A 15,162-nucleotide genomic window follows, 5' to 3' on the forward strand; every position below is an offset into this window, starting at 1 on the left:
AAAACACGCAGCTTTGTTGGACACTCGACCAGTATCAAGATCCAGTACCGTTCGGCCTAACCGAACGAACGAGACAAAGGCCCTGCTTGATGACGGATAACACCCGCACCCTGACGAGGGCTCGGATCGCCACTTCGGTGGCCTTCGGACTTCAAGGATTTCTGCTCGCCGCCATTCTGACGCAGCTGCCGCAGTACAAGGACTTGTTCGAGCTGAGCGAGACACTGGTTGTGGTTGCGGTTGTCACCGTGTCCGTCATCGCCGGGCTCGGCAGCGTGCTCGCCGAGATGCTGGCCGTGAGAACGTCGAGCAAGATGACCCTGCGAACTGGGCTCGCCGTCATCGCAGTCTTCGGCGGGGCAACCGGAATTGCGCCCAACGCAGCGATGTTCTTCGTTCTCCTGGCGATCTACGGCATCGGACTCGGCATGGTCGACGCGGCCGCCAACATGCAGGCAGTCTCGATCCAACACGCCAAGGGCCGCTTCATCCTCTCCTCGTTCCATGCTTCCTGGAGCGTCGGAGCGATTGTCGGCGCCCTGTTCATCTCTGCTACCGCAGGCCTCGACATTTCGATCCGCGTCACGCAGGTGATCGCGGGAGTTGTTGTCGGACTGATGCTTCTGGCCTTCGGCCCGCAACTACTCGATCGGTCCGAGTCTCCGGTTGCCGAGGCAAACATCACGAGCACCGCGAAATTCGCGGTACCCACCCGCGCCTTCGTCCTCCTCGGCGTCGCGATGGCATTGTTCTACGCGGTCGACTTCAGCGTCGGAAACTGGTCGACTCTGTACGTCAAGGACGAACTGCTCGCCGACGCCGGGACCGCTGCCCTTTCCGTGGCGGCGTATCAGATCGCGGCACTTGTCGCACGACTGACCGGGGACTACTGGGTCGGGAAATTCGGTGAGACCACCGTCGTGCGGATCGGCTCTCTCATCGGCGTAGTCGGTATGACAGTTGTCGTCCTCGCGCAATCTCCCGCCGTTGCCATCGCCGGGTTCCTCATCGTCGGGCTCGGGGTACCGGTGATCGCTCCGATCTGCTTCAGCGCTGCCGGCAGGATGGCTCCCCCGGATCAGGTCGATGCGGTGATCGCACGCATCAACCTCTTCAACTACGTCGGCACAGTCGTCGGCGGCGGCATCGTCGGCGCGGTCGCCGCCTTCAGTGACCTTCGAATCGGGCTCCTGATTCCGCTGGCGTTCTGCGCGATCTTGATAGTTCTTGCTCCCGCGTTCGCACCGAAACGAGCCACAACTCCGGTCGCCGAGAACGCCGCTTGAGCATTGCGCCCGAGGAAAGTGGTGTACTTGATCGACCGAATTGTGTGCACGAGAGGCAGAAACTGACGTGACGATCACCGTTGACCGGGCCGGGATCTGGGATTCCGAAGCAATAGCCGACGTGGCAGCGGTGACATTTCCACTGGCGTGTCCGCCGGACGCATCCGACGACGACATCAGTGCCTTCATCGACAACGTTCTCTCCGTCGACAAGTTCTCCGAGTACCTGACCGATCCGACGCGAACCGTTCTCAAGGTCATTCGCGACGGTTCGATCGTCGGCTACGCGATGCTTGTCGACGACGAGCCCTCCGACCCGGACGTCAAAGCTGCTGTGACACTTCGCCCGACAACGGAACTGAGCAAGTTGTACGTGCTTCCGGGTAACCACGGGACCGGCGCGGCAGCATCCTTGATGGACGCGGTTGTCGACCACGCACGACGCAGCGGAAGTGCCGGGATCTGGCTGGGCGTCAATCAGGAGAACCTGCGCGCCCAGAAGTTCTACGCAAAGCACGGTTTCACACAGGTCGGCACGAAGACTTTCCTCGTGGGCGCACAACTCCACCACGATTTCGTGATGGAGCGCCCCGTCAGCTGACAGGCGTGCAGACTAGCCGGCCGCGACCTCGAAACGAGAAAGTGCGAGCAGGCGCGAGGTCGCGCGCAAGTACTTCTTCTTGTACCCACCGGCGAGCATCTCGGGGGTGAAGATCTCGTCGAGGCGTGCGCCGGAAACGGTGACCGGGATGCTCGCGTCGTACAGGCGGTCGGCGAGAACCACGATGCGCAGTGCAACGGACTGATCCGTTGCCGGGTGGACACCGTCGATGAACACGGCCTTCACACCCTCGACCAGCTTGTTGTACCGCGACGGGTGCAGGGTGCTGAGGTGCTTGCACAGCTCGTCGAAGTTGTCGAGCGTGGCGCCGTCGATGGCGTCGGCCCGAGAAACCAACTCCTCCGAGGAGATGGGCTCGGGTGCGGGCGGGAGATCGCGGTGACGGTAGTCGGGGCCGTCGACGCGAATCGTCTCGAAGATCGAGCCGAGCTTCTTGATCTCGCGCAGGAAGTCCTGGGCGGCGAAGCGACCCTCCCCGAGCTGGCCCGGAAGCGTGTTCGACGTCGCGACGATGGACACGCCGCGCGCGGAAAGCTCCGAAAGGAGGCGGGATACGAGCATGGTGTCGCCCGGATCGTCGAGCTCGAACTCGTCGATGCAGAGAACGCTGTGGTCGGCGAGCGCTTCGACCGCCTTGTTGAAGCCGAGAGCGCCGACGACGTGTGTCAGCTCGACGAAGGTTCCGAAAGCCTTCGGCGACGGAACGCTGTGGAAGATCGACGCCAGCAAGTGAGTCTTACCGACACCGAACCCGCCGTCGAGGTACAGGCCGGCGCCGGTCGCCTGGGTCTTCTTGCCGAACAGTCCGCGGCGTCCACCACTACGGATCTTGGTGACGCGCTTGGAGAATTCCTCGGCCTTGGCGACAGCAGCTGCCTGGCTCGGTTCCTTCGGATCAGGAATGTAGGAGGCAAAACTCACCTCGTCGAACATTGCGGGAGGCACCATTTGAGCTACCAGTTGATCGGCGGGTACCACCGGGCTGCGATCGACAAGACGTTCATGCATCCGTCAAGGGTATCTACGTGATGTGATCTCTCATGTGCACCGTATGGATATTGCGACCTACTTCACACCAGGCCACGAAGACGAACTCCGCGGCTTGTACGCCTATCCGGAGAACCTCTCGCAACCCTGGATGCGCGTGAACTTCGTTTCCAGCATCGACGGGTGCGTCTCCGTCGACGGAGTGAGCCATGGACTGGGCACACCGGCCGACAAGTCGGTATTCGGGATCTTGCGCGAACTCTGTGACGTCGTCCTCGTCGGCGCAGGCACAGCGCGAGCCGAGAACTACGGGGGTGTGCAGGTCTCGGACGAAGCCCGGGCGCGACGAAAGGCGAGCGGCCTCGCTCCGGTCCCACCGATCCTCGTCGTCTCGGCGCACGCGTCGATCGACCCCGAAAGCCGACTCCTTCGCGATACCGAAGTTCCACCGATCCTTGTTGTCGGTCGCGACGCGGACTCCGCGGCAATTTCGGCGCTGAGATCTGCCGGAGCGCACGTGGAGGTGACGGACTCACCGAACGTCACCAGCGGCGACATCGACAGGGCCTTGTCGGCTCGCAAGCTCCGTCGCGTGCTGTGCGAGGGCGGACCGTCACTTTTCGGGCAGTTGATCGAGGACAATGCCGTCGACGAACTCTGCATCACCACGTCACCTCAACTGGTGGGGAGCAAAGTCGGCCGAATCTCACTCTCCCCCAACGCAATGCCCACCGCCATGCGTCCCGCGCACATTCTCGGTGATACGGACGGCACGATCCTCACTCGATGGGTTCGTCAGCAGCCACTTCGGTGAACCTGGCACTCTGGTCGGCATGCGCAGAGTTGCTTTGATGGCCGTCGTCCTCGCGACGTGTTGTGCGTGCGGCGCCGGTCCGTCGCTTCGGCCCGCCGTCGCGGTCGAAGGCCGCACCGACGGCAGCCCTGCCCAGAGCGAGGGACCGTCGCCCGATGCGCCGCCGGTTGACCCTGGCGTCCCGACCGATGACATACCGTGGCGAGACTGCACCGGCACGTCACTCGCCGACCAGGCTCTCGCGGCGTCGAGCGCCGGCGTCATTCTCGAATGCGCGGAATTCAATGCCCCCATCGACGTGACCGGCGCCATCGACGGCAACTTCACTGCCGGCTTGACCCGCGCTCGGACCTCGTCGACGCCTGCCGACGCGTATCCGATCGTGTTCACATCGGGCACCGATCGTTCGTCGGGAAACTCTCTGGCCATGCTCGCCGCTTCCGGCTTGAACACGGTTCTCGCCGAACATCCGGTGGTTGCCCTCGATCGCCGCGGAATCGACAGGTCCACCGCAATCGACTGCATGACGCCGGAGATTCGGCGCGGACTTCACGATCTGGGCCAATTCGACTCGGACACCACCGGTGACGCCGCCGATGCGGTCGCGGCTCTCGGTCACGACGCCACCATTGCCTGCACGGACTACCTCGACCCTCAAGAACTGAAGTTCGGCGCCGACTCCGCAGCCGAGGACATCGACGCTCTACGTACACGGTGGGGCGTCGAGACCATCGCTCTGTGGTCTGCAGGGTCCGGCTCGGACATCGCGCTGAGCTATGCGGCAGCCCACCCGAACAACCTCGCGAGATTGATCCTCGATTCTCCCGCTCCGGTGGCCACCGACGCTGCGACCGAGGCCGAAAGCCGCGTGCAGGGCGAGGAAGCGGCATTGGCGGCATTCGCTCAGCGATGTGTGGCGCTGGGGTGCTCGCTCGGACCTGATCCGAAGAAATCGGTCACGGACTTGATGGAGCGCGCTCGCGCCGATGAATTCCAGCCGCTGTCCGCCGCTGCGGTGTCGAACGCGATTTCGGCCAGCCTGTGGACTGCCGGAACCAACCGTGAGCAGGAGACCCGCTCACTGTCCGACGCTCTGTCCGCGCTCGGTACCGGCAACGCTTCGCCGATTCGAGAGCGCGCCGCCCGGGCGGAGAACGAGGTGGACGGCGACGGCCAGTTCATCGGACGGTGCACCGACGGCATGCAATGGCCGGGCATCGGGCGTGCGCGCGAGCTTGCGGACACCTGGGGCACCAACTATCCGGTGTTCGGGCGAGAAGCCGCGCTCGGGTTGCTGGCGTGCGCCAGCTGGCCGTCGACCGCCAACTCCCCCCTGCCGAATCAGTTGAAGCCCCCAGTCCTCGTGCTGAGCGGTCAGGGTGACCCGGCCGTCGGGAACTCCGGACTCTCGACCGTCACCGGCGTCGTGACCAATGCAGGATCGCGCTTCGCAACTCTGGACTGGCAAGGTGCGGGTCACCCCGCGGCACAATCCACCTGCGCTCAACAGGCGATGCGCCTCTACCTCAGCGACGCCTCCCTGCCCAGTAACGGAAGCGTGTGCCCGGCCTGACTCGGGCGCTCGTCCACCACGACCGAAAAGGGGTGCATCCCCCGATCACACCCTGCTCCGGTGTACCGTGCCGAAGTGTTCCTTCGACAGCTCGAGCCGCGTACCGGGCGGACAACCCAACAAGTCGTCAACTTCGTTTTGTGGCCGATCGCCGTGATGACAGTGCTCAATCGTGTCATCGTCACAGCAGTCAACGGCGCCATCACCGATGACTTCCGACCGGTCTACAACGCCGCGCTGGCGTTCTGGAACGGGCGCGACGTCTACACCGCAGATTTCAACTCCGTAGACCCCCATTACCTGTACCCACCATCGGGTTCCTTGTTGATGGCCCCCCTGGCGATCCTCGATCCCGAGCGCTCACGGTGGCTGTTCATCGGTGTCAATGCCGTCGCCATTCTCGTGGCTCTCTACCTGCTGTTGCGCTTGTTCGACCTGACGATCAGTTCCATCGCGGCGCCGATTCTGGTGCTCGGCGCGTTCATGTCGGAGACGGTCACCAACACGTTGGTGTTCACCAACATCAACGGCCTCGTCCTGCTCGGCGAAGTTGCCTTCCTCCTGTTGCTGATGCGCAAGAAGGACCTGTGGGCCGGCGCCGCGATCGGTCTCACCATCGCAGTGAAACCCACTCTCGCGCCGCTGCTCCTGCTGCCACTCGTTCGCGGTCAGTGGAAGGTGTTCGTCACCGCCCTGGGCATCCCGTTCATTCTCACGGTCGTGGCATGGCCGCTGGCGTCGGATCCGATGGACTTCGTCCGCCGCACCGTGCCGTACCTGCTCGAATCTCGTGACTACTTCAACAGTTCGATTGTCGGAAACGGCGCTTACTTCGGTCTGCCCGAATGGTTGATCCTGCTCTTGCGCGTCGTGTTGGCCGCCATGGTCGTCGTTTCTCTGTGGCTTCTGTACCGCTACTACCGCAACGACGAACTGTTCTTCCTCACCACCGCGACCGGTGTGATCATGACCGCGTCGTTCCTGCTGCCCTCGCTCGGCCAGATGTACTACTCGATGATGCTGCTCCCGCTCCTGATGTCCGTGGTGCTCAAGAACTCGGTCATGCGGAACTGGCCGGCCTGGCTCGCCGTCTACGGCTTCATGACGTTCGACAGCTGGTGGTCGAACCGCTGGCCGACCTTCGGCCGGGCGGCCGAATACACCAAGAGCACCCTCGGCTGGAGCCTTCTGCTGATCGTGATCTTCTGTGTCCTCGGATACCGGTATCTGGTCGCGCGTCGAGAGGGCCGCTTGGATCGGGGAATCGATCCCGCGTACCTCCTCGATCCCCCACTCGATACCGTCTCACCTGCCGACGAAGCCGAAACGGCGACAAAGCATTAGCGTGGAGGCATGAGTTCTTCACACGATGGCATCGACAGCACACCTGAGGTCACGTACACCGAGAGCGAGTGGCGCGAAAAACTGACGCCGGAGGAGTTCGCCGTCCTGCGCCAAGCCGGCACCGAACGCCCCTTCGTCGGCGAGTACACCGACACCACCACGGAAGGTGTCTACTCCTGCCGGGCCTGCGGAGCCGAACTGTTCCGCAGCACCGAGAAGTTCGAATCGCACTGCGGGTGGCCGTCCTTCTTCGATCCGGCGGATTCGGATGCTGTGATCCTGAAAGAAGACAGCTCACTCGGGATGCGCCGCGTCGAGGTCATCTGCAAGAAGTGCCACAGCCACCTCGGTCACGTCTTCGAGGGCGAGGGATACCCGACGCCGACCGATCAGCGGTACTGCATCAACTCGATCTCGCTGGTCCTCAAGCCCGCTCAGTAGCCAGGTCGTGGGCTACCCCGTATCACTGGTAGCCCACGATTCGAGACTTTCCACTCAGAAGTCCCAGTTCAGCGCAGTCGGGCTCAGACCGGCCGCATTCAGGTCCTCGTTGCGAGCGACAAGTCCGTCTTTGACGGAACCGATCCCGCCACCGATCGCGCCGGAAGTGATGTCCGTCAACGCGGCGTCGCCGCCCGTGACCTCCTTCGTCACGATCGCAGCGGACGCTCCCGAGACCGCGTCGTCGAAGGCACCTCGCGCGATCTCCTGCAACCTCGAACCGGTCGGAAGCGGATTCGGGTCAGGGCCGACACGATCCGGCGTCGTCTTCAACCCTCCGTTCGCAAGTCCCTTGATGAAACCGTCGCGCCCCTCGGTCACGACCTTGCCACCGTCGATCGACTGGCGATGATCCATCGTCATCTGCCCGAGTTGAATGGCGAGGCCGGAGAAGACGGCAGCGGCAGCTTCCACTGCCGCAGCCTCGATCACTCGTATCAACAATTGCTGCAACAACATTCGGACCGTGAGTGTTGTTGCGACCTCAGCCGCCACGACCCCGGCGGTACTGACACCCAGTGTCGGGACAGCAGCCGCCACCATGGCGGCAATCTCGAGCGCCAGTGCGCCCAGCGCCGCGAGGATCGACAGTTTGGTGTACTCGATGTCCGTGCCGGTATCGGTGCATGACTGACCCAGTTCGCCCGCGGCAGAGGACAACCGCTCGAAGACCTCCGCAACTCCCCCGGCCTCGGACCAATACCGAGACAACGAGTCGCCGGCTCGACCGTCGATCGATGCCAGTACTGCCTGCAATCCGTAACCACCGGCAGCGGCCGAAGCCTCGATCCGATCAGCCGCGCCTGACCAGGCATCACCCAACCTCCACAGTGCCGTTTCGTCTCCTTGCGGCCAGTCACTGCCCACCGCGACCGACGCAACCGCCTGTAACCAGCCTGGAATCTCGAGTCCCATCAGAGCCCACCCGCCATGTCGTCGGCAAGCGAGGTGTCGATCGATTCGAAACGATCGGTGATCTCGATCAGCGTGGCGGTCAATTCGCGCAGCGCGCCCGCGACCAGCGTCATCCCACCGACTGCTGACTCAGCACCGGGAACATATGCGCCTGAGAATGCGGATCCGAACTGGTCAGCGCCCCAGCAACCCTCTTCGGCGGCGACCACTGCGTCGAGAGCGCTCCGCGCCTCGTCGAGATCGGCAGCGACCACCGCGAAGGCTGGTGCAGCACTTTTCATCGCGGCCACATTCACGCCCAGTTCAGACATTGCCGGAGCTCCTCAGAACGGTGCGGTCCCAGTTCTCGTCGCAGGAAGCCGGTGTGGAGCTCGGACGAGGTTCGAGAATCTCGCGCAATCCGAGCACGCCCGGAACCAGGTCCGGCAAGTCGATTCCGGCCGCCTCCGTGAGCGGCTTCGTCATCTCGGCAACCTGTCGGCGTATGTCTTCTGCCGCAGACGCGGCCGTAGCCAGGATCAGATTCCCCAACGCTGCCGGCGAATGCTTGGCGTAAGAACTCCCCGAGAGATCGACTCCCACCACCGCCCCCGAGGCGTCGACGACGATTTCCACGCTGCCGTCACTCGAACGCGCGCTCGCCGTCGCTCGAGCGATCCTCTCCTGCAAGTCCGCCAGCGATCGAGTCCGCTCCAACAGAACGTGCTGCATCGAATCGATCTGGGCCCGAAGTACTTCGACTTGCCCCCGCATCGAACCAACATCCGCTGCACTCACGATGGCCCCCACCTTCGATAGATCGTGACACCTGATTCAGGCGCTCACGAGGTTCGACGCGAGAGGTGGCCGATCGGTTCCGTCAGCGTGAACGAAGCACGGGCGGATCGAACGCCTTGACCGGCGGCAGGGCCCCGTCGAATTTCTCGATCTGCACCAGAACGTGCTGGCCGGTGCACCCGTGCGAGAGTGACGACGTACCGATGTCCGGTGTCAGAACGTTGGGATTGCCGTGCACGCACAGAGAGTCGGGATCGGCAGGATCGAGCGGGTCGTACCAGGCACCGGTGGAAAGTTGGACGACGTCGCTCCGCAAGTCCGAGTCGACGATCACACCAGCAAGGCACGCTCCGCGATCGTTGAACACCCGCACCACGTCTCCTGCCGAGACGCCGCGCGCGGCCGCTGCATCGGGGTGCATACGAATCGGCTCGCGTCCCTGAATCTTCGACGCCTGGCTCGCAGCGCCGTGATCGAGTTGGCTGTGCAGACGCGTCTTGGGCTGATTGGCGATCAAGTGAAGCGGGAATTGCGAGGCTCGCGGTCCACCCAGCCACTCGTCGGGCTCGTACCAGCGCGGATGGCCGGCGCAGTCGTCGTAGCCGAAGGACTCGATGGTCTCGGAGAAGATCTCGATCTTCCCACTCGGAGTCGAGAGCGGATATTTCTCGGGATTCTCACGGAAGTCACCGAAGAGCACGAGGTTGTCTTCGGTTCGCATCCGGTAGTGCCCTTCTGCCCAGAAGTCCTCGAACGTCGGTGTGTTGCCGCCGTCTGCATCGACGAACGGCCGCCATTGAGCGTAGAGATGCTCGATCCACTCCTGTGAGGATCGCCCCTCTGTGAACTGTTCCCCGAATCCGAGCGCAGAAGCCAGAGCGGCAAACGTGTCGTAGTCGTCACGCGAGTTCTCGAAAGGTGGAACGACCTGCTGCATCGCGACCAGAAGCGGGTCGTTTCGAGTGCAGCTCAGGTCATTTCGTTCGAGCGAGGTGGTCGACGGGACCACGATGTCGGCGTTGCGGGCCATCGGCGTCCAGTACGGATCGTGAACGACGATCGTGTCCGGACGCGCAAATGCCCGTCGCAGCCTCGGGAGATCCTGATGGTGGTGAAACGGATTGCCACCGGCCCAATAGACCAACCGGATGTCAGGATAGGTCAGGCGTCGGCCGTCGTAGTCGAACTCCTCCCCGGGCGAAAGCAGCAGGTCGGAAATCGCGGCTACCGGAATGAAATCCGACACCGGATTCACACCTTGCGAGAAGGTCGGCAAGGGATACGGCACCGGAGCCAGACCCGGCTCGTTCATCGAACCGTAGCCGTGCCCGAAACCTCCACCCGGAAGCCCGAATTGGCCGAGCATCGCTGCGAGTGTCACGCCCATCCACGGCGCCTGTTCACCGTGTTTGATGCGTTGCAACGACCACGTGACGGTCACCAGCGTCCGGCCAGACGCCATTCTCCGAGCCAGGTCGGTGATGAACTCCGCCGACACACCGGAGATCTTCTGCGCCCAGCGCGGATCCTTCGGTACACCGTCGGAACGTCCGAGCAGGTAATCCTCGAAGCGTTCGTAACCGACGCAGAAACGGCCCAGGAAATCGCGATCGTGCAGGTCCTCCGACGCCAGGACAAACGCCAGGGCAAGCATGATTGCAACGTCGGTTCCCGGAACGGGTGCGATCCACTCGCAGTCACCCTCGACGTCGTCACGCAACGGACTGAAGGAGACGATCTTTCCGCCGCGGGCACGAAACGCGTCGAGCGCCCCGCGCGTCGGATGATCACTCGTACCACCGGCATTGACTCCGGTGTTCTTGATCGGCACTCCCCCGAACGAGACGAGGAGATCGGAGTGCTTCGCGATGACGTCCCACGACGTGGAGCGCGCGAACAACTTCCAGTGCGTTCCGACCACACGCGGCATGATGACACCGGTGGCACCGAGCGAGTAGCTGTGAACTGACTTGGTGTATCCACCCAGCTGATTCAGAAATCGGTGAACTTGGCTCTGCGCGTGATGGAATCGGCCGGCGCTGGCCCAGCCGTACGAGCCGCCGAAGATCGCGTTGTTTCCGTGCGCGTCGACCACGCGACGCAGTTCACGCGAGAGGAGTTCGGTCAGTTCGTCCCAGGAGACCGAGACGAATTCGTCGGCTCCACGTCGGTCGCTGGGACCCGGCCCGTTCTCGAGCCAACCCCGACGCACCGCCGGGCCCGAAACACGAGCCCGACTGCGCACCGAACCGGCGAGGTTCCCGAGCATCGGCGAAGGATTCGCATCACCCTCGTACGGATGCACGGCGGTCACCTCGCCGGCGACCGATTCGGCGGTGAACATTCCCCAATGGGACATGTGTTGACGACGCCGGTTCGGTGCAGTTGTCACAGAAACTACTTTCGAAGCAGATCAGGGAAGGGAAAGGACCAGCTTCTCGATGTCCACGCGCGGGCCGGTGAAGAACGGCACCTCTTCGCGAACGTGCAAGCGAGCTTCGGTGGCACGTAGATCGCGCATCAGATCGACGATACGAATGAGCTCGGGTGCTTCGAACGCGAGAATCCACTCGTAGTCCCCCAGGGCGAAGGCCGGGACCGTGTTGGCGCGAACGTCCTTGTACGAACGAGCAGCCATACCGTGATCGGCGAGCATCTTGCGACGCTCCTCGTCGGGGAGCAGGTACCACTCGTACGAGCGGACGAACGGGTAGACGCAGATGTAGTCGCCCGGATCCTCACCCGCGATGAACGAGGGCACGTGGCTCTTGTTGAACTCCGCGGGGCGGTGCACCGCCGAGTTGCTCCAGATGGGAGCACTGGCCTGTCCGAGGACGGTGGTGCGACGGAAATCCGCGTACGCGGCCTGCAGTTCCTCGATGGTGGCCGCGTGGGTCCAGATCATGAAGTCCGCGTCGGCGCGCAGGCCGGCGACGTCGTAGATCCCGCGAACCACGACGCCCTTGTCTTCGAGACCCTCGAAGAACAAGCGGGCGTCCTTGACCGCAGCTTCCCGATCATCGCCCAGCACACCGGGTTCCACCTGGAACACGGAGAACATGAGGTAACGGATTTCAGAGTTCAGTTTGTCGAAATCAAGGCGTGCCATGGGTCTATCGTGCCACTCGCTCGAATATCCGTGTAGCCGCCGTCGTGCCGACTGCGACACACGCCGGAACCCCAACGCCGTGCAGCCACGACCCGGCCAGGGCGAGGCCGTCGAACTGCGTCATCCCGGACTCGATTTCAGCCACGATTTCCGTGTGACCTGGGGCGTATTGGGGAAGACCTCCGTGCCACCGCTGTACGAAGGTCGCGCCTGGCTCCTCGGTGATTCCGGTCACGGTCTCGAGATCGGCGCGCGCGAAGTCGATCAACTCACCATCCGGCCGGTCGACGATCTCCGATGCACCGAATCGACCGAACGACACCCGAACGAGGTGCTCACCGCGATCAGCGAGGTGTGTCCACTTTCGGCTCGACAGCGTGAACGCCTTGGCGGTCAGGTCGGCGTCGGTGGCTACCAGGATCCCTGAATTCTGCGGAAGTTCGACCTGCCCGGACAACCGGAGCGCCACCACCGCGGACGACGCCAGTTCGATCCGAGCGACGGTACTCGCAACATCCGCATCGACTCCGGCCAACAGCGCCGCCGCGCGCGGCGCCGGGACGGCCAGAATCACCGCGTCGACGCTTCCGAGCGGATCGACGTTCCAACCAGCCCCGTCGCTGCGCAACCCGGAAGCCTCGCCACGGACGAAGGTCGCGTCGGCGGCCTGCTGCAGCGCATCGAGCAGGATGCCGTACCCGTCTCTGAGCGCTCCGAACACCGGCCCCGGTGCAGGCGTCGGCAATGCGGCTGCGACTGCATCCGTGAGGCTCCGAGAGCCCGCATCGAGGGCCGCAGCGAGTGTCGGCAAAGCTGCACGCACGCCGATGGTCTCCGCCAGCCCCGAGTACACCCCACCGAGAAGCGGATCCACCGATCGGCTGACCACCTGATCACCGAATCGCTGCGAAACCAGTTCGGCAACACTGCAATCGGAACCGCGGGTCCACTCCAGCGGGACGCCGGCCTCGGCCGCTATGCGCGCCAGGGTCTGCTCGTCGACAAGATCTCGAACCGACTCCGCCGAAGCCGGGATTCCCATCAGGGTTCCGGTCGGCAACCGATTCAGTGAGCCCTGAGACCAGATCAACGGACTCAGGCCCGCGGGATAGACGATCTGATCGGTCAGTCCCAGCTCGGCGAGAAGCGCAGGAACTTCCGGCCGACGGGCGATGAAAGCCTCGGCACCGATGTCGATCGGGCCACCGCCCAGATCAATCGTTCGCAGCTTCCCGCCCAGCCGCGGTGAGTCGTCGACGATCGTGATGTCCGCTTCGGAGCCCAGACTGCGCCGAAGCCGGTACGCGGCAACCAGACCGGAGATTCCGCCTCCGATCACCGCGACCGACGGCCGAGTCGTTGTCACAGCGAGTGCACCAGCTCCACCGCCGAGGTGATCGCCGTGGGATCGGTGTCGGGAAGAACTCCGTGGCCGAGGTTGAAGATGTGGCCGATGGCACCGGCCTCGATCGCGCGGTCCCCTTCGGCGGCGATCCGGCGCACCTCACGATCGATCACCTCGGGGCCCGCGAACAGTACGGCGGGATCGAGATTGCCCTGCAGCGCCTTACCCGGACCGACACGACCAGCCGCGACGTCGAGCGGAATCCGCCAGTCGACACCCACGACGTCGGCGCCTGCCTCCCCCATCGCGCCGAGAAGTTCACCGGTGCCGACACCGAAGTGGATACGCGGGACGCCGGCAGCGGCAACCTCGGCGAACACTCGCTCGGAATGCGGCAGGACAAATTCCCGATAATCGGCCAGCGAGAGCGCGCCGGCCCACGAGTCGAACAGCTGGACCGCGTCGACGCCCGCCTTGAGCTGCGCCTGCAGGAAGCAGATCGTGGTGTCGGCCAAACTTCCGAGCAACGCGTGCCAGGTCTTCGGATCGGAGTGCATGAGCGCTTTGGTCTTCTCGTGGTTCCGGCTCGGACCACCTTCGACCAGATACGACGCCAGAGTGAACGGCGCTCCGGCAAAGCCGATCAGCGGCGTGGAGCCCAACTCGGTGGTGAGAAGCCGAACGGCCTGCGCGATTGCGCCTACCTCTTCGGGGACCAGTCGCGGGAGTGCTGCAACGTCGGCGATGGAGCGAATCGGATTGGCAACCACCGGTCCGACGCCGGCAACGATGTCGAGATCGATTCCCGCGGCTTTGAGTGGAACGACGATGTCCGAGAACAGGATTGCCGCGTCCACGTCGTGACGGCGCACCGGCTGCATCGTGATCTCACAGACCAGCGCCGGATCGAAACAAGATTCCAACATGCCGATCCCGGCGCGGACCTCGCGGTACTCCGGCAACGAACGCCCGGCCTGACGCATGAACCACACCGGCCGTCGACTCGGAGTGCGTCCGGTCGCCGCGGCAAGCAACGGTGCGTCGGGCAAGACTCGCCGAGCGCTGTACTCCGCCGACCCGGTAATGCCTGAATTCATGTTGTCCAACCCGCTCATCAGTCCTCGCGCTCTCCGCCAACGTGTGTCTTCGATCGACTCAATGCTGCCACGTCCCACACTCGGGATCGGACACCCGAGCGGTTCGTGAGCGGCCACACACCCGAGCCACACTCGGTCGGCGCGCCTCCACCTCCCCGCCCACATCCCCGACTAACGTCCTGACCTGTGACGACATCCGGATCGACAGCCGACCCGGCCGAGTTCCGTGCCGCCGTGGAGGCGATGACCGCTGCGCGGGTTCGGCCCGAGATAGAGGTCGGTCCCATCCGCCCGCCGCAGCGTCTCGCTCCGTACAGCCACGCGGTGGGGGCCGAGGTTCTCCACCCGGACTCCGACGTAGTGGCCGAGCAGTCCGAAGGTGACGCTTTCGGCCGCCTGATCCTGTTGTTCGATCCGGACGGCGACGAGGCGTGGAACGGCACCATGCGGTTGGTGGCGTACATCCAGGCCGATCTCGACGAAGCCGTCGCCGCGGATCCACTACTTCCCGAAGTAGCCTGGAGTTGGCTGGTGGACGCTTTGGAGGCCGGACCGGAACCTTTTGTGGCCCTGGGCGGTACGGTCACAGCTACAACTTCCGTGCGGTACGGCGACATCGCCGGGCCTCCGCGAGCCCATCAACTGGAGTTGCGAGCGTCCTGGACTGCAACTTCGTCCGAATTGGCTCACCACGTCGAGGCTTTCTGCGAGGTTCTCGCGTACGCGGCGGGGCTTCCGCCTGCCGGGATAACCACGCTGTCGCGGCAGAACGACTGACTCTGTCACTCGTTT

The 15,162-nt window shown here is 63.9% G+C and carries 15 protein-coding genes; 7 read left to right on the plus strand and 8 right to left on the minus strand.

Features of this window, described 5'->3' with window-relative positions; translation table 11 throughout:
* Positions 1 to 89: 89 nt before the first annotated feature.
* Positions 90 to 1,286, plus strand: a complete 1,197-nt coding sequence (locus QM609_RS13780) for an MFS transporter (protein ID WP_050656611.1) — start codon at positions 90 to 92, stop codon at positions 1,284 to 1,286.
* Positions 1,287 to 1,353: 67 nt separating this feature from the next.
* A complete protein-coding gene (locus tag QM609_RS13785) occupies positions 1,354 to 1,887 on the plus strand; it encodes a GNAT family N-acetyltransferase (RefSeq protein ID WP_007732909.1) in 534 nt (177 codons plus the stop codon).
* Positions 1,888 to 1,899: 12 nt separating this feature from the next.
* Here QM609_RS13785 and zapE read toward each other — a convergent pair whose 3' ends face one another.
* A complete protein-coding gene (gene zapE, locus QM609_RS13790; protein WP_003942629.1) occupies positions 1,900 to 2,916 on the minus strand; it encodes a cell division protein ZapE in 1,017 nt (338 codons plus the stop codon).
* Positions 2,917 to 2,959: 43 nt separating this feature from the next.
* On the opposite strand from zapE, the gene QM609_RS13795 reads away from it, so the two are divergent.
* From QM609_RS13795 to msrB, 4 genes are read left to right on the plus strand one after another with little or no spacing between them, the layout of a single operon-like run.
* Positions 2,960 to 3,709: a pyrimidine reductase family protein gene (locus QM609_RS13795; protein ID WP_050656612.1), complete on the plus strand. Its 750-nt coding sequence runs from the start codon at positions 2,960 to 2,962 to the stop codon at positions 3,707 to 3,709.
* A 19-nt stretch (positions 3,710 to 3,728) separates the two neighbouring features.
* The gene (locus QM609_RS13800; RefSeq protein ID WP_050656613.1) at positions 3,729 to 5,282 is read left to right on the plus strand and encodes an alpha/beta fold hydrolase; all 1,554 of its coding nucleotides are present in this window, start codon (positions 3,729 to 3,731) and stop codon (positions 5,280 to 5,282) included.
* A 60-nt stretch (positions 5,283 to 5,342) separates the two neighbouring features.
* Positions 5,343 to 6,626 carry a glycosyltransferase family 87 protein gene (locus tag QM609_RS13805; RefSeq protein WP_007732903.1) on the plus strand — a complete coding sequence of 428 codons (1,284 nt, stop codon included), beginning with the start codon at positions 5,343 to 5,345 and terminating at the stop codon, positions 6,624 to 6,626.
* Between the two features lie 9 nt (positions 6,627 to 6,635).
* Positions 6,636 to 7,067 carry a peptide-methionine (R)-S-oxide reductase MsrB gene (gene msrB / locus QM609_RS13810; protein ID WP_003942631.1) on the plus strand — a complete coding sequence of 144 codons (432 nt, stop codon included), beginning with the start codon at positions 6,636 to 6,638 and terminating at the stop codon, positions 7,065 to 7,067.
* A 54-nt stretch (positions 7,068 to 7,121) separates the two neighbouring features.
* On the opposite strand, the gene QM609_RS13815 is transcribed toward msrB, so the two are convergent.
* The 7 genes from QM609_RS13815 to hemE form a co-directional block, all read right to left on the minus strand.
* On the minus strand, positions 7,122 to 8,042 hold the full coding sequence (locus QM609_RS13815) for a WXG100-like domain-containing protein (RefSeq protein ID WP_050656614.1): 921 nt from the start codon (positions 8,040 to 8,042) through the stop codon (positions 7,122 to 7,124).
* The gene (locus QM609_RS13820; protein WP_050656615.1) at positions 8,042 to 8,353 is read right to left on the minus strand and encodes a hypothetical protein; all 312 of its coding nucleotides are present in this window, start codon (positions 8,351 to 8,353) and stop codon (positions 8,042 to 8,044) included. The genes QM609_RS13815 and QM609_RS13820 overlap by 1 nt, the downstream gene beginning before the upstream one ends.
* Positions 8,346 to 8,819, minus strand: coding sequence for a YbaB/EbfC family nucleoid-associated protein (locus tag QM609_RS13825; RefSeq protein ID WP_223304570.1), 474 nt, complete (start codon positions 8,817 to 8,819; stop codon positions 8,346 to 8,348). Before QM609_RS13825 ends, QM609_RS13820 begins: the two co-directional genes overlap by 8 nt.
* Positions 8,820 to 8,901: 82 nt before the next feature.
* Positions 8,902 to 11,178 (minus strand): molybdopterin guanine dinucleotide-containing S/N-oxide reductase, encoded by a 2,277-nt coding sequence (locus tag QM609_RS13830; protein ID WP_050656616.1) that lies wholly within the window; start codon positions 11,176 to 11,178, stop codon positions 8,902 to 8,904.
* 54 nt (positions 11,179 to 11,232) lie between these two features.
* Positions 11,233 to 11,928 carry a hydrogen peroxide-dependent heme synthase gene (hemQ, locus tag QM609_RS13835; protein ID WP_003942644.1) on the minus strand — a complete coding sequence of 232 codons (696 nt, stop codon included), beginning with the start codon at positions 11,926 to 11,928 and terminating at the stop codon, positions 11,233 to 11,235.
* 4 nt (positions 11,929 to 11,932) lie between these two features.
* Entirely contained in the window at positions 11,933 to 13,294 is a 1,362-nt protein-coding gene (locus QM609_RS13840; protein ID WP_007732889.1) for a protoporphyrinogen oxidase, read from the minus strand.
* Entirely contained in the window at positions 13,291 to 14,388 is a 1,098-nt protein-coding gene (gene hemE, locus QM609_RS13845) for a uroporphyrinogen decarboxylase (protein WP_050656617.1), read from the minus strand. The genes QM609_RS13840 and hemE overlap by 4 nt, the downstream gene beginning before the upstream one ends.
* Before the next feature lie 168 nt (positions 14,389 to 14,556).
* Here hemE and QM609_RS13850 point away from each other — a divergent pair, with 168 nt between their 5' ends.
* Positions 14,557 to 15,147, plus strand: a complete 591-nt coding sequence (locus QM609_RS13850) for a DUF3000 domain-containing protein (RefSeq protein ID WP_003942604.1) — start codon at positions 14,557 to 14,559, stop codon at positions 15,145 to 15,147.
* Positions 15,148 to 15,162: the final 15 nt, after the last annotated feature.

Origin of the sequence: Rhodococcus sp. IEGM 1302 (assembly GCF_030056935.1) — a bacterium.
GTDB lineage: Bacteria > Actinomycetota > Actinomycetes > Mycobacteriales > Mycobacteriaceae > Rhodococcus_F > Rhodococcus_F qingshengii.